General features: G+C 40.9%; 19 protein-coding genes and 1 tRNA gene. 15 read left to right on the top strand and 5 right to left on the bottom strand.

Going from position 1 to position 20809, the window contains the following annotated elements; genetic code table 11:
- Nucleotides 1-13: 13 nt before the first annotated feature.
- A complete protein-coding gene (locus J0X14_RS12225; protein ID WP_207098081.1) occupies nt 14-1207 on the top strand; it encodes an acyltransferase family protein in 1194 nt (397 codons plus the stop codon).
- A gap of 75 nt (nt 1208-1282) precedes the next feature.
- Here the strand turns inward: J0X14_RS12225 and lpdA are convergent, their stop codons facing one another.
- Nucleotides 1283-2686, bottom strand: a complete 1404-nt coding sequence (gene lpdA, locus J0X14_RS12220) for a dihydrolipoyl dehydrogenase (protein WP_207098080.1) — start codon at nt 2684-2686, stop codon at nt 1283-1285.
- A 130-nt stretch (nt 2687-2816) separates the two neighbouring features.
- On the opposite strand from lpdA, the gene J0X14_RS12215 reads away from it, so the two are divergent.
- Nucleotides 2817-3875, top strand: a complete 1059-nt coding sequence (locus J0X14_RS12215; RefSeq protein WP_207098079.1) for a helix-turn-helix domain-containing protein — start codon at nt 2817-2819, stop codon at nt 3873-3875.
- On the opposite strand, the gene J0X14_RS12210 is transcribed toward J0X14_RS12215, so the two are convergent.
- Nucleotides 3872-4261 (bottom strand): hypothetical protein, encoded by a 390-nt coding sequence (locus J0X14_RS12210; protein WP_207098078.1) that lies wholly within the window; start codon nt 4259-4261, stop codon nt 3872-3874. The genes J0X14_RS12215 and J0X14_RS12210 overlap by 4 nt on opposite strands.
- 97 nt (nt 4262-4358) lie before the next feature.
- Complete coding sequence (locus J0X14_RS12205; RefSeq protein ID WP_207098077.1) at nt 4359-4811, bottom strand: Lrp/AsnC family transcriptional regulator; 453 nt, start codon at nt 4809-4811, stop codon at nt 4359-4361.
- A 147-nt stretch (nt 4812-4958) separates the two neighbouring features.
- Between J0X14_RS12205 and J0X14_RS12200 the strand changes: the two genes are divergently transcribed.
- From J0X14_RS12200 to ribB, 8 genes are all read left to right on the top strand, one after another.
- Nucleotides 4959-6179 carry an aminotransferase class I/II-fold pyridoxal phosphate-dependent enzyme gene (locus J0X14_RS12200; protein WP_207098076.1) on the top strand — a complete coding sequence of 407 codons (1221 nt, stop codon included), beginning with the start codon at nt 4959-4961 and terminating at the stop codon, nt 6177-6179.
- A 71-nt stretch (nt 6180-6250) separates the two neighbouring features.
- Nucleotides 6251-7741, top strand: coding sequence for a Na+/H+ antiporter NhaC (nhaC, locus tag J0X14_RS12195; RefSeq protein WP_207098075.1), 1491 nt, complete (start codon nt 6251-6253; stop codon nt 7739-7741).
- A gap of 94 nt (nt 7742-7835) precedes the next feature.
- On the top strand, nt 7836-8342 hold the full coding sequence (gene tpx, locus J0X14_RS12190) for a thiol peroxidase (protein ID WP_207098074.1): 507 nt from the start codon (nt 7836-7838) through the stop codon (nt 8340-8342).
- Nucleotides 8335-8700, top strand: a complete 366-nt coding sequence (locus J0X14_RS12185) for a diacylglycerol kinase family protein (protein ID WP_207098073.1) — start codon at nt 8335-8337, stop codon at nt 8698-8700. The genes tpx and J0X14_RS12185 overlap by 8 nt, the downstream gene beginning before the upstream one ends.
- Nucleotides 8701-8764: 64 nt before the next feature.
- The gene (locus J0X14_RS12180) at nt 8765-11143 is read left to right on the top strand and encodes an FtsK/SpoIIIE family DNA translocase (RefSeq protein ID WP_207098072.1); all 2379 of its coding nucleotides are present in this window, start codon (nt 8765-8767) and stop codon (nt 11141-11143) included.
- Between the two features lie 4 nt (nt 11144-11147).
- A complete protein-coding gene (locus J0X14_RS12175) occupies nt 11148-11795 on the top strand; it encodes a LolA family protein (RefSeq protein WP_207098071.1) in 648 nt (215 codons plus the stop codon).
- A gap of 3 nt (nt 11796-11798) precedes the next feature.
- A complete protein-coding gene (locus J0X14_RS12170; RefSeq protein ID WP_207098070.1) occupies nt 11799-13292 on the top strand; it encodes an LptF/LptG family permease in 1494 nt (497 codons plus the stop codon).
- The gene (ribB, locus tag J0X14_RS12165) at nt 13292-14431 is read left to right on the top strand and encodes a 3,4-dihydroxy-2-butanone-4-phosphate synthase (protein WP_207098069.1); all 1140 of its coding nucleotides are present in this window, start codon (nt 13292-13294) and stop codon (nt 14429-14431) included. Before J0X14_RS12170 ends, ribB begins: the two co-directional genes overlap by 1 nt.
- 83 nt (nt 14432-14514) lie before the next feature.
- On the opposite strand, the gene J0X14_RS12160 is transcribed toward ribB, so the two are convergent.
- Nucleotides 14515-15708: a DegT/DnrJ/EryC1/StrS family aminotransferase gene (locus J0X14_RS12160; protein ID WP_207098068.1), complete on the bottom strand. Its 1194-nt coding sequence runs from the start codon at nt 15706-15708 to the stop codon at nt 14515-14517.
- A gap of 198 nt (nt 15709-15906) precedes the next feature.
- Nucleotides 15907-16662 carry a sulfite exporter TauE/SafE family protein gene (locus J0X14_RS12155; RefSeq protein ID WP_207098067.1) on the bottom strand — a complete coding sequence of 252 codons (756 nt, stop codon included), beginning with the start codon at nt 16660-16662 and terminating at the stop codon, nt 15907-15909.
- Nucleotides 16663-16805: 143 nt separating this feature from the next.
- Here J0X14_RS12155 and J0X14_RS12150 point away from each other — a divergent pair.
- The 5 genes from J0X14_RS12150 to J0X14_RS12130 all read left to right on the top strand — a co-directional run bounded on the left by J0X14_RS12150 (nt 16806) and on the right by J0X14_RS12130 (nt 20502).
- Nucleotides 16806-16890: transfer RNA gene (locus J0X14_RS12150), tRNA-Ser, on the top strand.
- A gap of 221 nt (nt 16891-17111) precedes the next feature.
- Nucleotides 17112-18251, top strand: coding sequence for a site-specific tyrosine recombinase/integron integrase (gene xerA / locus J0X14_RS12145; protein ID WP_207098066.1), 1140 nt, complete (start codon nt 17112-17114; stop codon nt 18249-18251).
- 110 nt (nt 18252-18361) lie between these two features.
- The gene (locus J0X14_RS12140) at nt 18362-19183 is read left to right on the top strand and encodes a hypothetical protein (protein WP_207098065.1); all 822 of its coding nucleotides are present in this window, start codon (nt 18362-18364) and stop codon (nt 19181-19183) included.
- Nucleotides 19184-19334: 151 nt separating this feature from the next.
- Nucleotides 19335-19886, top strand: coding sequence for a hypothetical protein (locus tag J0X14_RS12135; protein ID WP_207098064.1), 552 nt, complete (start codon nt 19335-19337; stop codon nt 19884-19886).
- A gap of 157 nt (nt 19887-20043) precedes the next feature.
- Entirely contained in the window at nt 20044-20502 is a 459-nt protein-coding gene (locus tag J0X14_RS12130) for a contact-dependent growth inhibition system immunity protein (RefSeq protein ID WP_207098063.1), read from the top strand.
- The last annotated feature ends 307 nt before the right edge of the window (nt 20503-20809 follow it).

The following is a 20809-nucleotide window of genomic DNA, read 5'->3' as shown; positions in this document are numbered from 1 at the left end:
TATTGTTCACTCCATGAAACCACAAACCAACAGACTGTTTTTTATAGATGCCATGCGTGCATGGGCCATCTTGATGATGCTTCAAGGTCATTTTATTGATGGATTGTTGGACCCTATTTTCAGGGATAAGGGAAATATGGTTTTTAATATTTGGCTCTATTTTAGGGGAATCACCGCGCCTGTTTTCTTTACGGTTTCCGGATTTATTTTCACCTATTTGCTGATTCGTGTACCCCAAAAGGGATTTGATAATCCGCGGGTCAATAAAGGAATCCGTCGTGGTTTGCAATTGCTGTTGATTGGCTATCTGCTACGATTGAATATCTTCGGATTGTTTAAAGGACAAATCTATAATTCCTTTTATTTGGTGGATGTGCTGCACTGTATTGGACTGTCCATTTTGGCCTTGATTGGTGTGTATTTGTTGACCATCAACCGAAAAAAGAACCTTTTCCCATTGCTTTTAGTGGGAATAACAATGCTGCTTTTCTTGTTTGAACCGATATACAAACAGTGGTCATTTTCATTTTTACCAGATGTCATGGCCAACTACCTTACCAAAGCCAACGGCTCTGTTTTTACCATAATTCCCTGGTTGGGGTATACCACATTGGGGGCGTTTATTTCTGTTTTATTCACCCGTTTTAAGGATTTCAAATATTTATATCCTACAGCCATCTCCGTTGCCACCCTGGCTGGGTTTGTATTGATTTTTTCTTCCCCATTCTTTAAATGGATGTATGGAATGACAGATTTGGAGTTATTCAAGTTGATTCTGGCCAATAATTACCTGTTCATTAGGTTAGGCAATGTCTTTTTGGTATTTGCTGTTTTTATGCTGTTGAGACGATTCATGACCAACAAAACAGTTCTACAGCTTGGGGCCAGCACGCTTTCCATCTATGTGATTCACTTTATTATTCTTTATGGAAGTTTTACTGGATTGGGACTGTATCGCTTTTTCAACCACTCCCTAACGCCTAGTATTGCAATACCTGGAGCATTGCTGTTCATGGTGGCCTGTTCGTATTTGGCCTTGAAATACAATCGGCATGAAGCTGAAATCAAATCTCAGATTTCTCTGGTTTTCACCAACGCCAAAATCCAACTACTTGAGTTCAAGGAAGCATTTGCGCCTGTTCTTGGAGAGGTAATCTCACGAGTAAAGTTGGCCCTTAGAAGAGTTTTCAAAACAGTCAGGGGCTAAATTATTCCACAAAAAAGCACCCAACTGGGTTGGATGCTTTTATATATTTTCAAATTCTTTCGAACTCAGAAACTCCTATGCATGAATTGCCCTATCAGCGGTGGCTGCCAAAGCAGCTTCTTTTACTGCCTCTGTGTAGGTTGGGTGGGCATGGCTCATACGGGCAATGTCTTCTGCGGAAGCCCTAAATTCCATAGCCGTAACACCTTCGGCAATCAAATCAGCGCAGCGTGCCCCGATCATATGGACGCCAAGAACCTCATCAGTCTTTTTGTCAGCCAAGATTTTTACGAATCCATCTAAATCCATACTAGCTCTGGCCCTTCCCAAAGCACGCATGGAGAACTGACCCACTTTATAGTCAACCCCTGCTTCCTTGAGTTCTTCCTCTGTTTTTCCAACTGCTGCTACCTCAGGCCAGGTGTAGACCACACCGGGGATTAGGTTATAGTTGATATGTGGTTTCTGTCCGGCCAAGATTTCAGCCACCATAGTTCCTTCTTCCTCGGCCTTATGGGCCAACATGGCACCTTTAACCACATCTCCAATAGCATAAATATTGGACACACTGGTCTGTAGATGGTCGTTCACTTCCACTCTACCCCTGTCATCCAATTTAACTCCGGCAGCTTCGGCATTCAATCCATCCGTGTAGGGCCTTCTTCCTACGCAAACCAAACAGTAATCTCCCGTAAAGGTTACTTCTTCACCTTTCTTATCATCGGCTTTTACAATAACCTCATCTCCTTTTCGCTCAACGGATTTCACCTTATGGGAGAGGTTGAACTTCATTTTCTGCTTTTTCAACACCTTCATCAATTCTTTGGAAAGTGCTCCATCCATTCCAGGAATAATTCGGTCCATAAACTCCACAACAGTGACCTCAGCTCCCAATCGTTTGTACACCTGCCCCAATTCCAATCCAATGACACCACCTCCGATAACAATCATGTGCTTAGGCACTTCCTTAAGCTTCAAGGCTTCAGTGGATGTAATAATACGCTCCTTATCCAATGCAATGAATGGCAAGGTAGAAGGTTTGGAACCTGTGGCAATGATCGTATGCTTCGCTTCAATGGTCTCGGTTTTGCCATCCTTATCAATATTGATGTGTGTAGCATCCTTAAAACTGCCCAATCCGTGGTATACATCAATTTTATTTTTATTCATCAAAAACTCGATGCCCTTGGTGTTTTGGTCAACCACATCTTGCTTTCGGGCAATCATTTGCTTCAAATTCACCTTGACTTCCCCGGGAATATCAATTCCATGCTCCTCAAAATGCTTTACCGCATCTTCGTAATGGTGTGAAGAGTCCAGCAACGCCTTTGAAGGAATACAGCCCACATTGAGGCAGGTGCCTCCTAAGGTTGGGTACTTTTCAATAATCGCAGTCTTCATTCCCAATTGGGCACATCGAATTGCCGCTACATAACCTCCAGGTCCGGAGCCGATAACGGCCACATCGTATTGATTCATAGTAAATGCTTAGAGATAATTATTCGTTCTATTATCAGCACAAAAATAACAATGTTTCTCCGATGCACCATGCTTTCCCTTAACATATCCTTACCAATAAGTTATGCAATTTTGCCCGTATATTTATCGTATGCGAAGTTTACGGTTAGATCAGGAGGTGGAAGTTTTTATTGCAGGAATTGCCGCAGCCCAGAGTTTGCTACTTTCGATTTACAGCTTTTTTGAACGGAAGAAGGATTTTAAAAATCTTTTGCTTTCGGTCTTTTTTATGGCCATTACGCTTCGTTTGGGCAAATCCATTCTGTGGGTCTATTTGGATGATTCCCCACTTTGGATGGTTAATTTGGGGTTTACCGCCCATGCCATTGCTGGACCCGTTTTGTTCCTGTATGCTCTGCATTTTTTGTTTCCCCGTAAATGGTCGCAATGGAATTGGCTGCATTTTCTACCGGCCTTTTTTATCTTGGTTGAAAGTGACTCACTTACATTGAATGGATTTTGGTTTAGTGGAGGGTATACTGCCCTACTTCTGCAGCAGTTGATCTACAGTGGTTTTACGTTATATGTATTGGTTAACTATTTTAGATTGAAACAAACTAGGGTTCCGATGGACCAATCCGCTCTTTTCTGGATCATTGCCCTTGTTGTAGGCACCACAGTTTGGCAACTGCTGTATTTCTCCAATTATTTTCTGGGATGGACCCCTTATTTGCTGGGTCCTGTAATGTACCTTCCCTTTGTTTATTTTATGGCCTTTTTGCTGTTCAAGAATCCTACGCTCCTAAAACAACCCCTAAAAACCAAGCACCAAAATATTCGGCTGACCCAAAAGGAACTCGATGGGCATGCAATGGAATTGGAGAACTGCATGACAGAGAAACAACTCTATATGGATTCCAATTGTACGCTGTCCACGGTGTCCAATGCCATGAAACTACCCCCGTATCTAATTTCGTATGTGGTCAATAATGGAATTGGAAAAAGTTTTCCGGATTTCTTGAACGGCTACCGTATTGAAGAGGTAAAACGAAGGTTGACCCATCCTGATTTCCAAAATACCAAGATTGCCCATATTGCTTATGATTGTGGATTCAATTCGCTTTCCTCATTTAATACGGCCTTTAAAAAAGCTACCGGCACTACGCCATCTGCCTATTTGAAACAGGTTCAACAGGTTGAATCGGCCTAAACCGGCGCTAAAGGAAATTTGACAGCGCCATACCACCCTAACCAAAGTCCGGCCAACAGGGAAAAGTGAAGCCCTGCCTCAAACCATAACGGTCCACCCCATTGCCCGCATAATGCAACAACGGATAATTTTCCAATTATAAAGAGTGTAATAAAAAAATGCGGCCAAAAATTATCCCGGACCACAATTAGGGAGGCGATAAATCCCGAAAAAACCGCTGAGGCAAACATGGCCATAGTTCCCAAAACCAAATCTGTAGTGGAAGAAGTGCAAAATTGGATTCCACTAAAAAGGACATCTTTGGAAAGGGTGACGTACAATTGCAGGCAAAGCCCTCCAATTGCCGTCGCCAATGCGGTAAGAAAAATACGAGTGCGCAGTTTCATGACGTTTTTTGATGGTTGTTCGTTCGTTGATGTCCACAAATTAGACATCAATGACGCTTACCAGTCTCTTTTTAACATCACTTTAGGTTAAACTTTGCTAAATATGGACTGAGGGTCGGTTCTTCACCTCACTGATCACAAAGGAACTTTGGGTGTTTCCAATAGTACTGATGGCCGTTAGTTTGGTTACCATAAATTCCCGATAGCTTTTCATATCCTCTACATTGATTTTTAGGATGTAATCATAGTCCCCACCCACATGAAAACATTCCGATACTTCTTCCAGCTTAAGCACCTCTCTTTCAAATTTTAAAACATTTTCTTTGGTATGCTGTACCAATCTGATATGGCAGAGTACCGTAAAATCACGCTGCACCTTTTCTTTGTTCACCAAGGCCACATAATCGGTAATGATTCCTGTACGCTCCAATCTTCGGATGCGTTCATATACCGCTGTTTTAGACAATTGCAATTGGTCCGCATAGTATTTAGTGGTCTTCTTACAATCCGCTTGTAAAAGTTGTATCAGTTGTTTGTCCAAAGTATCCATGACTCACATTCTATTTTATAAAATTAAATTTGTTGTTTATAGAATTATATTCATTTATATTCTATAATAATAGAATTATATTCTACAAATATAGATAATTATTGACTTTATCTCCAATCATGGTTAGTTTTACAAAAAATGACAATCATGGACTACAAAGCATCAGAACACATTCAAGACCTTCAATATTTTGGTGAATTTGGTGGAGTAAACCCCTCCATATCAGATTCATCCACCTATACCTTTCTTTCGGCCAAGACCATGTTCGATACCTTTGAAGGAAATACCGAAGGTTGCTATTTGTACAGCCGACACTCCTCCCCTTCCAATCTCTATTTAGGTGAAGCCATGGCGCAATTGGAAGGAACCGAATCGGCCAACGTTTTTGCCAGTGGTATGGGAGCCATTACCTCGGTCATCTTTCAACTTTGCGATTCCGGTGACCATATTGTTTGTAGTAGAACCATTTATGGGGGCACTTATGCCTTCCTAAAAAACTTTGTGAAAAAATTCAACATCTCCACTTCCTTTATCGATACCACCGATTTGGAGATTGTTGAAAAATCCATCACCCCAAACACCAAAATGATTTATTGTGAGGCTATCAGTAACCCTTTATTGGAAGTAGCCGACATTCAAGCCCTTTCCAAACTAGCCAAAAAATATGGTATTCCCTTGGTGGTGGACAATACGTTTTCCCCATTGAGCATCAATGCGGCCAAACTGGGCGCTGATATTGTGGTGCACAGTCTTACCAAGTTCATCAACGGGAGCAGTGATTGTGTGGCCGGGGCCGTTTGTGCTTCTTCGGATTTTTGCCTCAGCCTAAAAGATGTAAACGATGGGGCGGGAATGCTGCTGGGTAGTACGTTAGATAGTCTACGGGCGGCTTCCATCCTAAAAAATATGCGAACACTCCACATCCGCATCAAAAAACACAGTGAAAATGCTTTCTATCTGGCCCAACAATTCGAAAAAGATGGGCTTAAAGTGGTCTATCCCGGTTTAGAAAGCCACCCTGGACACCAAACCATGAAAGCCCAAATGAACCCTGAATATGGCTTCGGAGGACTCCTGACACTGGATGTAGGATCATTGGACAAAGCCAATGCTTTAATGGAAATGATGCAAAAAGAGAAATTGGGCTATTTGGCCGTGAGTCTTGGGTTTTACAAAACCCTTTTTAGTGCATCTGGAACCTCCACTTCTTCTGAAATTCCATTGGAGGAACAAAAAGAACTGGGATTAACAGAAGGATTGATTCGATTTTCCATTGGATTGGACAACGATATTCACAAAACCTACTTGGCCATGCGTAATTGTATGGAAGCCTTGGGGATTTTGGCTGATAACCCCACTTTGGCATAATGGGAGGCCACTGACGGTTTGGAGAACATACTTCAAAGTTGTAATATTACTTCCTATCTAACTCAGAACACATGCCAAACCAAAAAGAAAAGCCAAAGTTTAGGGAAGACGAACATATTGTAGAAAATAAAGAACTCAACATTTGGGAAGCCCTTATTCCGGTTTTTGCCTTGGTGGCCATGCTGGCCTACAATGTTTTTGTCTTTGGCGATGATGCCCTGAGTGGCTCCAATCAGTTTATTTTGTTATTAGGTGGAGCTGTAGCGGCCATTGTAGGCTTTTTTAACAAGGTCTCCTATGAAAAGATGATTGCCGAAGTGGCCGAGAACGTCCGTTCCACTACAGGAGCTTTGCTCATTCTATTAATGGTCGGTGCACTTTCAGGAACGTGGTTGGTCAGCGGTATTATTCCCGCCATGATCTATTATGGGCTTCAAATTCTGAATCCCACCATATTTTTGGCGGCCTGTGTGGTTATTTGCGCCATTATCTCAATTGCAACTGGAAGTAGCTGGACCACAGCGGCTACGGTGGGGATAGCACTTATCGGTATAGGCCAAACTTTGGGAATTTCATTGGGAATGACGGCAGGCGCCGTACTTTCTGGTGCCTATTTCGGGGACAAGATGTCGCCCTTAAGCGACACTACCAATCTGGCCCCTGCGATGGCTGGTGGGGAGTTGTTTTCCCACATTAAATATATGACCATAACTACGGTTCCAACTATAGCCGTTACCCTGATTGTTTTTATTATTCTTGGGTTTACGATAGATACTTCAGGAGTAGCCGATACCGGTTCCATTTTGGAAAACATCAGTGGTACTTTCAATGTGAGTGGTTGGCTTTTTATAGTACCTGTGATAGTGATTTTTATGATTGTAAAAAAAGCTCCTCCGCTTTTGGCGTTGTTGATTGGGACTTTGCTTGGAGGATTGTTCGCACTCATTTTTCAACCTGAAATAGTGGCTACCATTGGTGGAGGTGAGGGTCTGACTTTGGAATCGGGCTATAAAGGTATTTTGAATGCCATCACGGTGGACACCAACATTGCCACGGATGACCCAGCACTGAACGATTTATTTTCCTCCGGTGGGATGTCCGGAATGATGGGTACTATCTGGTTGATTTTGTGCGCCATGGTCTTTGGTGGCATTATGGATGGTATAGGTGCATTGGAACGAATCACAGAGTCCCTTTTAAAAATGGCCAAGACCATGTTCGGGCTTTTTGCCAGTACCGTTGGGAGCTGTTTGGCACTCAATGTAACCGCATCCGATCAATATTTGGCGATTGTGGTTCCTGGGAAAATGTTCTCCAAAGCCTATGAAGAACGTGGATTGGCCCCAGAGAACCTGAGCCGTACGTTGGAAGACTCCGGAACCGTTACCTCGGTACTTGTGCCCTGGAACACCTGCGGTGCTTATCACAGCAGCGTTTTGGGTGTTGGTGTTGGTGAATATGCTTTGTATGCAGTTTTCAACTGGTTGAGCCCATTTATGACCTTGCTTTTCGCTGCTTTTAAGATTAAAATAAAGATGCTCGCCACCAACAAAGTATCTTAAATAATCACTTTCATTTTTTGAAAAACCTTTTCCGCATCAATCCATAAAGAAGGTTTTTTTAAGTATTTTTGGCCATGAACCAAAATATAAAAACATGGCTACAGTTACCTTAAAAGGAAACGAAATACATACCCTTGGCAACCTTCCGGAGAATGGTGCCCAAGCTCCCAATTTTACATTGACCAAAAATGACCTTTCTTCTGCATCACTATCGGATTACAAAGGTCAAAAAGTGGTCCTGAATATTTTTCCGAGCATTGACACCGGAACCTGTGCACAATCCGTTCGCCAGTTTAATCAAGAAGCGGCCGAGTTGGAAAACACTGCTATTTTGTGCATTTCAAAAGACCTACCATTTGCCCAGGCCCGCTTTTGTGGTGCAGAGGGAATCGATAAAGTAGAAACCCTTTCTGATTTTAAGGATGGAAACTTCGGAAAAGCATACAATGTGGAATTCACCGATGGACCTTTACAGGGTTTGTTGTCACGTTCTGTTGTGGTCTTGAATGAAAATGGCGAGGTAATCCATTCGGAACAAGTTGCCGAAACGGTGGATGAACCCAACTATAAAGCAGCGCTTGAAGCATTGATGGATGCCTAGGGAATCTTTTTTGAAGAATAGGATTCGCAGTGTGGGCTTTGCACTGAAGGGCATGTTTTTGCTCCTAAGAACCGAGGCCAGCATACAAATCCAATTTGGTATTGCAATCGTAATGACCCTAGCTGGGTTCTATTTTCAGATTTCCAATACGGAATGGATTCTTCAGCTCTTTGCCATTGGCTTGGTCATGGGTGTTGAAGGTATCAATACGGCCATAGAAAAAATATCGGACTACATTCAACCGAAAAATGACCCCAAAATCGGTTTTATAAAAGATATTTCCGCAGGCGCCGTTATGATAGTGTCCATTGTGGCAAGCATCATTGGACTCATCATCTACGTACCCAAATTGCTATAAGCAACATCCAAGGCCAATCGTAGCAGCGTAAATTTGTAAATTAGCCCCGCATAAACCATGATCAATGGCGAAAAAAAGGACAAAATCTAAATCCAAACCTACTGCAGCCAAAAAGAAGGTTTCCCTGAAACCCTCAAAGCAAAACAAAATTATTTTTGGTAGTTTGCTCATTGTTCTCAGCATTGCGCTGTTCTTTTCTTTCATGTCCTACTACTTCACTTGGCAAGCAGACCAAAGTTTGTTGTCCGAGTTTGCCAATAGAAATGCAGAAGCAAGTAACTTATTGAACAAGTTTGGCGCCAGTGTCAGCCATTTTTTTATGTACCGCGGGTTTGGATTGGCCTCTTTTGCCTTTCCCCTCTTGCTGGCTGTTACCGGACTCTATCTGTTTTTGGGGTTAGGTGGCAAGGGACTGATTGGAAAATGGATTTGGGGCTTGTTGGGGGTTATCTGGATTTCAGTGGCCTTGGGCTTTTTTGCGATAGACCAACCACTTCTCGGAGGACTCATTGGGTATGAAATGAACGATTTCCTGCAAGATTACACCGGAAAGATTGGGGTGTTCCTGATTCTGGTTTTTGTATTGATGGTCATTTTGGTGCGATTGTTCAATTTTACGCCTGAAGGTGTTGCCAATTTCTTTCGCAAGCAACGGCAGCAAATTACATCCGATTTTCAAAAGACGGCATCTGTTTCAGATGAAACGGATGAGTCTGAAGAGACAAGTCTGGACCTGAGTCCAGAGGATAATCAACCTGTTAAAATTGACACCTATACCCATAAAAAAGATATTCCTCCCTTAAAAAGTGAGGCAGGGTTGGATGTAAACCTTCCGCAGGAAGAAGAGGTTGATATTAGTCTGGAAGTCGAAAAAGTTGAGGAAGAGAAAGAGGAAAGCGATATCAAATCCGAAAAATTGGTCAAGGATTTTGGGGAGTTTGACCCCAAATTGGAACTGGGCAATTATAAATTCCCGCCATTAGATCTCTTGGAGGCTCATGGTGCTTCGGGTGGTATTACCATCAACCAAGAAGAGCTTGAGGAAAACAAAAACCGAATTGTAAGTACCCTTAAAAACTACAAGATTGGCATTGCGCAAATCAAGGCCACCATTGGTCCAACAGTAACGCTCTACGAAATTGTTCCCGAAGCAGGTATCCGTATTTCCAAGATCAAGAATTTAGAGGACGACATTGCACTTTCCTTGGCCGCTTTGGGTATCCGTATCATTGCCCCTATTCCAGGAAAAGGCACCATCGGTATTGAAGTGCCCAACAAAAATGCCACAACCGTATCCATGCGTTCGGTGATTGCTTCGAACAAATTCCAAAAAGCCGAAATGGAATTGCCCATTGCCTTCGGAAAGACCATTAGCAATGAAACTTTTGTGGTGGATTTGGCGAAAATGCCCCACATGCTCATGGCAGGAGCAACGGGTCAGGGTAAATCCGTTGGTTTGAATGCGGTAATTACTTCGTTGCTCTACAAAAAACATCCCGCTGAGGTGAAGTTTGTTTTGGTTGATCCCAAAAAAGTGGAACTGACGCTCTATAACAAAATTGAACGCCATTTTTTGGCAAAGCTTCCAGATTCTGAGGATGCCATCATTACGGATAATACAAAGGTCATCAATACCTTGAATTCGCTTTGTATTGAGATGGACAATCGGTATGAACTGCTAAAAACAGCTATGGTCCGAAACATCAAGGAATACAATGTCAAATTCAAGGCCAGAAAACTGAACCCCAATGACGGGCATAAGTTTCTACCTTACATTGTTTTGGTGATTGATGAGTTTGCCGACTTGATCATGACCGCGGGCAAGGAAGTGGAAACCCCCATTGCCCGTTTGGCGCAATTGGCTCGAGCTATCGGAATCCATTTGATCATTGCTACGCAACGGCCTTCAGTGAACGTTATTACGGGAATCATCAAAGCCAACTTCCCTGCACGGATTGCGTTTCGGGTAACCTCAAAAATAGATTCCAGAACTATTTTGGACGCCCAAGGTGCCGACCAGCTTATCGGTCGTGGTGATATGCTCTTTACCCAAGGAAACGATGTTACACGACTGCAATGTGCCTTTGTGGATACTCCGGAAGTGGGCAAGATTACGGAATACATCGGTTCCCAACGAGCCTATCCAGAAGCCCACCTACTGCCAGAATATGTAGGTGAAGATTCTGGCACGGGTATTGATTATGACATTTCGGATAGGGATGCCATGTTCCGTGAAGCCGCTGAGGTTATTGTTACAGCCCAGCAAGGTTCTGCCTCCCTCATCCAACGAAAATTAAAATTGGGATACAACAGGGCCGGTAGAATTATAGATCAATTAGAGGCTGCCGGGATTGTTGGCCCATTTGAAGGCAGCAAAGCCCGACAGGTTTTAGTGCCCGATATTTATTCTTTGGAACAATTGTTAGAAAATGAATCAAAATAAAACCATGATCAAGAAACATATTCTATTAATCGGATTTTTAGCAGCAGGGCTTTTCTCCTACGGACAAAGCTCGGATAAGGCCAAAGCCCTTTTGGACGAGGTGTACAATAAAGTAAAAAGCTACGACAATATTTATATCGATTTTAGGTCGACCTTGGAAAACACCGAGGCTAACCTAAAACAAGAAACCAATGGCAATGTGACCTTGGATGGTGAAAAGTATTTCCTGAACTATTTGGGAGCCCAACAGCTTTTCGATGGCAAAAAGGTATACACCATCGTTCCTGAAAATGAGGAGGTCACCATTGAGGATGTTAATGAAGATGATGACAATGTAAGTCCATCAAAAATGTTGACATTCTACAAAACAGGCCATAATTACCAGTGGGACATTCTTCAAAATGTGGATGGACGAAAAATCCAGTATGTAAAATTGATTCCCATCGATTCCAACACGGAAATAAAATCTGTGCTTTTGGGAATTGATACCCAGACCAAGCATATCTACAAGTTGATACAAACGGGAAACAATGGTACCAAAACCACTATCACCGTTAATTCTTTCAAAACCAATCAGCCACTTTCGAGCACTCTGTTTACCTTTGACGAGAAAAAATACGAAGACAAAGGGTATTATATTACAAGAAACTAGGGATTGAAAATACTAGACCAGTATATATTACGAAGATTTCTATATAATTTCTTCAGTTCATTTTTCATCTTGATCGTCATATTCATCTTTCAGGGCATATGGCTGTTCATCGATGATTTGGCTGGAAAAGGTCTAGGTATTGTCATTATCGGAAAGTTTATTTTCTACTTTATCCCCACCCTGGTGGATAAAGTACTCCCGCTTACGGTTTTGCTGTCTTCCATCTTGACCTTTGGAACCTTTGCGGAAAACTATGAGTTCGCTGCCATGAAGGCTTCAGGGATATCACTACAAAGGGGCATGCGCAGCCTGATTGTTTTTGTGCTGTTTTTGGGCGTGGTCACTTTTTTCTTTGCGAACAACGTCATCCCAAAGTCTGAACAAAAAATGTTTAACCTTAGGCGAAACATTGCCAAGGTAAAGCCGGCCGCTGCCATCACGGAGGGCGTTTTCAGTGATTTTGAGGGCACTGGGGAGGGCATGAACATTAAAGTGGATAAAAAGTACGGGGAACAAGACCGTTTTTTGGATAATGTCATTATCCATAAAAAAACAGATCAGAACATCAATAGTACGGTCATTAAAGCCAAAACTGGGGAATTGATTAGTAGTGAGGAATCCGATATCATTCAACTGGTCCTAAAAGATGGGCATTATTATGAAGAACTAATTCCCAAGGATGCCAAAGAAAGAAGGAAACACCCCTTTGCCAAATCAGAATTTGTAACCTATACCATTAATATAGATATCTCTGAACTCAACAATCAGGATCTTGAGGAAGATGGGAACATCACTACAGACAAAATGAAGAACGTAGGCCGCTTGGTGAAGGATATTGATTCATTGGGCAAAAACAATCTGGAAAAAGTAGAGGCCTTCTCCAAGAATATTGTCAACCGTATGGGTGCCTTCCCTGAAAAACGAATTAAAAATGATAGTTTACAGCCTGTAAAGGTTGCCAAGCCAGAGGAGGAAGTGATTGATTCCATAAAGGATGTTGATGACCTTCTGGCCACGCTTCAGGAATGGCAACGGCTTCAAGTCATAAACAACGCCAAAAACTCTGTGTCCGGTATTTTAAACACGGTTATTTCAAAAAAGGAAGAGCTCCAAAGTCGATACAAGTTTTACAACAGTCACATTTTGTCATTGCACAATAAATATGCACTGGCATTTTCCTGTATTATTCTCTTCTTTGTAGGGGCTCCATTGGGCGCCATCATTCGAAAAGGAGGGCTTGGTCTCCCCATGGTAATTGCCATTGTTTTATTTTTGACGTATTATTTTATAGGGGTTTTTGCTGGAAACTATGCCAAGGAAGGGAACATACACCCAGCATTTGGAGCGTGGCTCCCTACCATAATCATGCTGCCTTTGGGCATCTCGCTCACCCGGCGGGCCACAGCGGATAGAGGATTATTTGGGTTTGGGCATATTTTTGACCGTATTAAAGCCCTATTTAAAAAGAAAGATAAAGATTCTGAAGAAGAAGAGTAATGGTTACCAAGGATAAGAAAATACAACTAAACGCCATAGAAGAAGCCATTGAGGATATCCGTCAAGGGAAAGTGATTATTGTGGTGGATGATGAAAACCGCGAAAATGAAGGTGATTTTTTGGCCGCAGCGGAACTTATTACCCCAGAGATGGTGAATTTTATGGCCACCCATGGCCGTGGACTTATCTGTGCTCCCCTTACCGAAGGAAGATGTAAAGACCTTGGCCTCCATAAAATGGTGACCCACAACTCCGACCCCTTGGAAACCGCTTTCACCGTTTCCGTGGATTTGCGTGGCAATGGGGTAACGACTGGAATTTCGGCTGCTGATAGAGCCAAAACCGTATTGGCATTGACCGATTCGGCCACAAAACCCCATGAATTGGCCCGTCCTGGGCATATTTTTCCATTGATTGCCAAGGAAGGCGGTGTTTTGCGCCGTACGGGGCATACTGAAGCTGCCATTGATTTTGCACGTTTGGCCGGTTTGGAGCCTGCTGGTGTTATTGTGGAGATCATGAACGAGGATGGCAGTATGGCCCGATTGCCGGAACTACTGGAAGTGGCCAAAAAGTTCGATTTGAAAATTGTATCCATCGAGGATTTGATTGCCTACCGTATGGAGCACGACAGTCTTATTGAACTCAAAGAGGCTTTCGACATGAAAACCCGTTTCGGGGAATTTCGACTACGGGCTTACAAGCAAACCACTAACAATCAAGTGCATATTGCTTTGGTAAAGGGAAGTTGGAAATCCGGGGAGCCTGTCCTCACCCGAATCAATTCCACCTTGGTGAACAATGATATGTTGGGCACTTTGACCAATAACCCAGATGAGGCATTGCAACGCATGTTCAATGTCTTGAATTCTGAAGAAAAAGGTGCTATGATCTTTATCAACCAAGACAACCAGTCCATGAATTTGCTGAGCCGCTTGGCCGAATTCAAGAAATTACAGGCCCAAGGTGTCTACAAAGCACCCAAAATTGATATGGATGCCAAGGATTTTGGTATCGGTGCGCAAATCCTTCATGACTTAAATATTTCAAAGATTCGGTTGTTGTCCAACTCAGGACAAACCCGTCGCGTGGGAATGGTGGGTTATGGTTTGGAGATTGTGGAGTATGTGAATTACTGATTCAGGTTCAAACTCAAAACGCAAGTTCAAGTTCAATCAGGGCCTGAATTAGTGGATATTCGTGTAATTTGTGTCAAGCTTTTTTAAGTGGATGATTGGATAACCTCTACCATTTTTTTGGCTCTTTCTTCCATTTCTTTTTCAGACCAGCCCAATTTTATCAAGCAAGAAATGGTCCTTCCCACCCAAAGGTCGGATGCAGAAAAATCCGAATTGGCATAATCCGGAAGACCTTTAACTACTTCTTCAGGTAGCTTCCCCAAGGATTTTAAATGTGTAAGATGTTCCCATTTTCGGTAATAATGCCAGTTGTTGTTATACCAATAAAAACAGGCATCCACCCCATTGGCTCCCAAAGCCTGATGCACTTTCTGTGCGATTTCTCCCGAAGGAAGAAAGAAACTCAAAAAGGAATAGTTCTCCTCTCCCCCTTCGGGAACCTTTCTGAAAGTCACCTCGGGAATGCTGGAGAGGGCTTCCCGTAATATGGCATAGTTTCCTTTTTGCAGGGCGATGAATTCATCCAGACGGGAAAGCTGGGCCAAGCCCACGGCCGCATTTAATTCGGAAATCCTAAAATTATACCCCAAAAATGAATGTTGCTCCGCTCCTCTATCCGTTCCGATGTGGTCATGACCATGGTCCGAGTACTTGTGCGCATTTTGGTAATAGGCTTCGTTATTCGTGATTACAGCTCCACCTTCGCCACAGGTAATGGTTTTTACATAATCGAACGAAAAACAGCCTAAATCGCCAATACTGCCCAAAGGTTTTCCGTGATAAGTACCTCCGATGGCCTGACAGGCATCTTCCAACAGTAAAAGGTCATGCTTTTTGCAGATTTGTTGAAGCGAATCCAAATCGGCCATAGAACCACACATGTGCACGGGCATGATTACCTTGGTTTTTGGGGTAATGGCCTTTTCAACCGCAGAAGGGTCTAACGTCAAAGTGTCATCAACATCCACCAAAACAGGAATGGCACCCAGGGCCAAAATGGACTCGAAACTGGCCACAAAGGTAAAGGTGGGCATGATCACCTCATCCCCTGCCCCAATTCCAGCACTGGCCAAGGCCACAGTCAACGCGGCAGTACCACTGCTCACCAAATGAACGTGTTTGGACTGCATTCTTTGGGACAAAGCAGTTTCAAGTTCCTTCGCTTTCCAGTGTCCGTTGCGCATTCCATCAAATCCATAACGCATCAATACGCCTGAATCCAGTACATCCTGCACTTGTTTCCGTTCCTTATCTCCAAAAAGTTCAAAACCTGGCATATTGTATTGTATTATTGGTTGTTGGTTGTTGGTTGTTGGTTGTTGGTTGTTGGTTGTTGGTTGTTGGTTGTTAAAACTACAAAATCTCAATTTTGTCTCTTTTCAAATCCTGTTACCGCACACTGACTACTGACTACTTATTACTGACTACCGACTACTGATTACTGATTACTGATTACTGATTACTGATTACTGATTTTAACCAAAAAACCACAATTTAATGGCCATAACAATTACGGCCACAATTAAAAACGTCTTGATGAATCCATCGCCTTTTTTTACTGAAAACCGACTGGCCACCCAAGCTCCTGTTCCATTCCCAATGGCCAAGATAAAGCCCAATTTCCAATTAACCTTGTCGTTGAACGCAAATACGGCCAGTGCGGAAAGCATATAAATAAAGACTACAGCCACTTTGGTGGCATTCACACGGACTAGGTTCATTCTATTGACGAAATGCAGGAACAACATCATAAGAAATCCGAGTCCTGCATTGATAAATCCACCATAAATCCCAAAAAAGAAGAAAACCACAATACTCAGCCAGAGGTATTTTCCAGTGAGTCGCTCCTGCATTTCTTCCAATCGCATCTTAGGCTTGAAAATAATGATCAACACCACCGCCACCATAATGATAGCCAAAATTCTGTTGAATGTCTCTCCTTCAACATCAATTGCTATATACGCACCCAGTATGGAGCCAAAAAAAGCTGAAATTCCCAAATAGACATTGAAGGGATAGGTAGAAATACCTTTACTTTTAAAACCCGCCGTTGCCAAAGCGGTTTGAATAACAATCGCGACCCGGTTGGTTCCGTTGGCCACAGGTGCAGGCAATCCCAAAAAGATAAGGGTGGGCAAGGATAACAGGGAACCACCCCCTGCCACGGTGTTGATAAAACCTACTGCAAACCCTACAGCTACCAAGAGTGGATAGTGGTACCATTCTTCCATTGGTGTAAAAGTACTAGGTAATTTTAGAAACTTAGGAAGGAAAAATTTAAAGTTTATAAACTTTTACAGAACCAAAAAAGGTTTTTATATTTGCACCCGCCTACGTAAAAGGCTACAGCGGGTAAGCCCGCAAAATTTTTTTAGGAGGAATGGCAGAGTGGTCGAATGCGGCAGTCTTGAAAACTGTTGAGGGTCACACCTCCGGGGGTTCGAATCCCTCTTCCTCCGCTCAATGACGTGAAAAGCCCCTATTTTAGGGGCTTTTGTTTTTTGGTTGACAATCTAGTTGACAGAACTTTCTTTTATATGTTCAATATTAAAGGGTGACCAATGATGAACATTCTCCGCATTTTTCTCTGATATTAAAATGGATATCTTTATCTTATCCATTCGAAATCCCAACCTCTTCTCAATATTGACTTATTTAGTCATACCTAAAATAACTTTTCATGGAGAAGCCCGTTGTTCTATTTTCCAAATCGCATCATAAAGGAAAGGAAATATTGCTCGTTGGATTTGCATATAATTCCAAGCTAAATGAGTACTTAAAAAAATATAATGTTATTTTTTGGAGCAAATCTTTAAAATCATTCTACCTACCCTATTCTAGATCAGCTACCAATGACCTCTTCCAATACCTTAGAAAAGGAGGCTACTTTATTGATTATTCTGCGCTCAAGTCCAAATTAACATCTGAAAAAAATATACCACTGGGTAAAAAAGTAATACTTGGTCAGCAAATTATAGACAAGGACGAATACAAAATAGAAAGCTTTACAAAATGGATGGCTCAAAAGCGATATAGTGAGAACACCATTAACACCTATGAAAGCATGTTAGTTGTATTCTTCCGATTCCATTACCCAAAATCAGTAAATGAAATTTCGGAAAAGGATGTATTAAGGTTTAACGTGGATTACATTATGGCCAACGGGTTTTCTTATACATATCAAAATCAAATGATTAATGCCATTAAACTCTTCTATCGGCAACAAGATAACACAACAATAGTCCCTGAGAATTTAGAACGCCCAAAAAAGTCTAAGAAGTTACCAGTGGTGCTTAGTATTGAAGAAGTAAAGCTGATACTACAAAACACAATAAATCTTAAGCATAAAACCCTGTTAAGCCTACTTTATTCATGTGGACTCAGAATTGGTGAGGCTCTAAAGCTTCGAATAAAGGATATTAATTTTGAACGAAGGTTTATGCATATAAAGTCTGCCAAAGGTTCAAAGGATAGATATGTTCCTATCCCTAATCAGATGATTGATTTATTAACCCATTACCTTGAATCATATAAACCGTCTGAATTTGTTTTTGAAGGTCAAAATGGTGGAATGTATTCTCCTGTAAGTGCTAGACAGATTCTGAAACGCTCCTTGCTTTTATCGAGTATTTCTAAGCAAATAACCCTGCACACATTAAGACATAGCCACGCAACCCATTTATTGGAAAATGGGACAGACTTGAGATTTATCCAGGAACTTCTAGGTCACAACAATCCGAAAACTACAATGATATACACCCATGTAAGCACAACAAGTCTTGATAGAATTAAAAACCCGTTTGATGATTTTGATATTTAATATAAAAAACAACTCCGATCATCGGTTTTATTCCTATTTTGGGTGTATATAGATGTATTTTACATCCATATAAACAAGTTAGGGTACATTTACGAAAACGAACATCATTAATGAGAATTATAATATTATCGACCATATTTTTTTTATCACAATTGACATTTTCACAGTCAATTGCGAGTTATAATACTAATGCTACCAAATACGACAAGAATGCCAAATTTGCTCAAATAATTGAAAAAACAAGCTTTTATAATTCCGACGGAATTAAAACTGAAATTGAGCATAAGGACTTTAACAGGTCAATGCAATTGACAAGCCTAAAAAGATTCGATGATAAAAATAAGTTGATTTGGCTAAATATTTATAAATATGACAGTTTGCAAAGAAGAGTTAGACTTGATAACAAAAGATGGATAAATATAATTGGTTATCAAACAAAACACACCGAATATAAATATGACTCAATAGGAAATTTTGTACAGATAGATTACAACTCTCAAAAACAAATTTCCAATATCGCACAATACTTTTTTGACAAAGAAAAAAACTTAATTCGACTGGAGAACTTTAATGGCAATGGTAGTTTAATTGGTTATGAAACGGCAGAATACGATTTGGAAAATAACGTCGTGGTTGTCAACCAATATAACAACAAAAATGAGTTGGTTAATTCTAATAATAGAGCAATTAGTTATTCTGGAGACAAAAAACAAAAACCTTCGAATAAGTATAATGAACAAGGAGACTTAATATTTTACAAAAGAAATTGGAATGACAATGATAATGTTTGTTACACAATTGAATATAAGTATGACAAAAAAGGAAATTGGATTTCTAAAAAAAGATATAGCCATATTCAAACGGAAAGTGGAAAGTTGAAAAAGAAAAAGACGAAAATGGTTAAAACGAGGAAAATTAAATATCAAAAATAAAAACGTACCCTAACAATGGCTATAAGTAATTGCTGGTTTTCGCTTACTTCTGAAAATCCTTGCGGATTTTCAGTTTGGTGTGTACTTGCAAAGTTTCGTGCAAAACCACGCAACTACTCATAGCCAAACCCGTTGGCAATAATTTAACTGAATGCAAAACATCCCAAATCCAGCAGTAATTTTAGCAATCGTTCTAAACGGTCTGATTTTTATAATCTATCTGATTTTAAAAAATAATGGAGAAAAGGGAAGGCTTTTTAGTGGTGCTGTTTTTACAAACCCAATAAAACTCTTCCGACTTGCAAAACGAACTGAAAATAATGGAATAAAATTCATCTATTTTTCTTTGGTTTTTGCTATTCCGATTTTGACAGTTTTATTTGTTTTTTCAGCATTTACTCAAATGTCTGAATTTATAAATCACGACGAATGTGAATATCAGGAATACTTTAGAAATCGAGAATGGAATGGCAAAATAGTTGACAAATATCTCGACGAAGAAAATCATTTATATCAAACAATAAGTATAAAAAACGATAGCGGAATTTATAAAATACAGGACGGAATTTTATCTGATTATAATAATTATGAATTAATTGAGATTGGAGATTCTATCTCAAAAACTAAAGGAGAATTAACAGCTAAATTATATAAACCGAACAAGAAAACGGAATTGAAATCTGATTTCGACTGTGAAAAATAAAAAACTATTGCCAACAACGGCTATAATTCAGCGTGGCGACAGTGCAAAACCAAAGTTAAAAACATTAAATTAGCTTGATTTCTCTGCGGAATAGTCCTGCGGACGATTCCACGCCGAAATCATAGCCAAACCGTTGTGCAACATTAAACTAGACTAGGTGAGAAAAAAGAAGCAATCACAAAAAGAGACTGTTTTTAATGAATCTTGGCTAACCAAAAGCTTGGAAAGCTTAGAGAATGATGTTTGGGCTGAATCTCAAGATGACAGTTATCTAATATCGACATGTCTTTCATTGAGAAAAAAGAAACTAAAGGAATACGAAATAGAAGACCTAAGAATTATGATAGGTCAAGACATTGGATTAAGGTTCTTAATTCCAATCGCAATTCAAAAATTACAAACCAACATTCTAGCCGAAGGCGACTATTACGAAGGTGATTTACTCATGTCAGTTCTGAATTCTGATATAGCATATTGGAAACAGGAAATACAAAATTGGAAATTTGTGTGTGAGCTTTTTGAGCAAAATACTGGCAGGTTAAAAAATGAAGTTTCGGACCATGGCCTATTGAAAGATATATTTAACTCTGGAAAATCTTTTAAAACAATAAATTAAAACGTTGCACAACACTAAATAAAGCCAATGCTAAATTTCTCTAAGCCGACAGTAACGCTTTCTTACTTTACGACTCCTTCTCCGAAGGATTCGACAGACGAAAACGCACTGTCTTTATTTTAACCGTTGTGCGTCATTTGAGAAACAGTTGTAGCCTTCCCTAAAAATGTAGCCTTACCCCTTTTGTAGCCTTACCCCTTTTAGGACATCGCTAAATTCATAAAATTATCATTAATGTCGTCTGTTTCGGGGAAGAATTCTTCCCCGAAACGGTTCTTGTATTCCCTTGGTGGCATATCGCCGATGG

This window comes from Allomuricauda sp. CAU 1633, from assembly GCF_017313225.1.
Lineage (GTDB): Bacteria > Bacteroidota > Bacteroidia > Flavobacteriales > Flavobacteriaceae > Flagellimonas.
The sequence above is the reverse complement of the archived record's forward strand: the minus strand, read 5'-3'. Positions and strand labels throughout refer to the sequence as shown.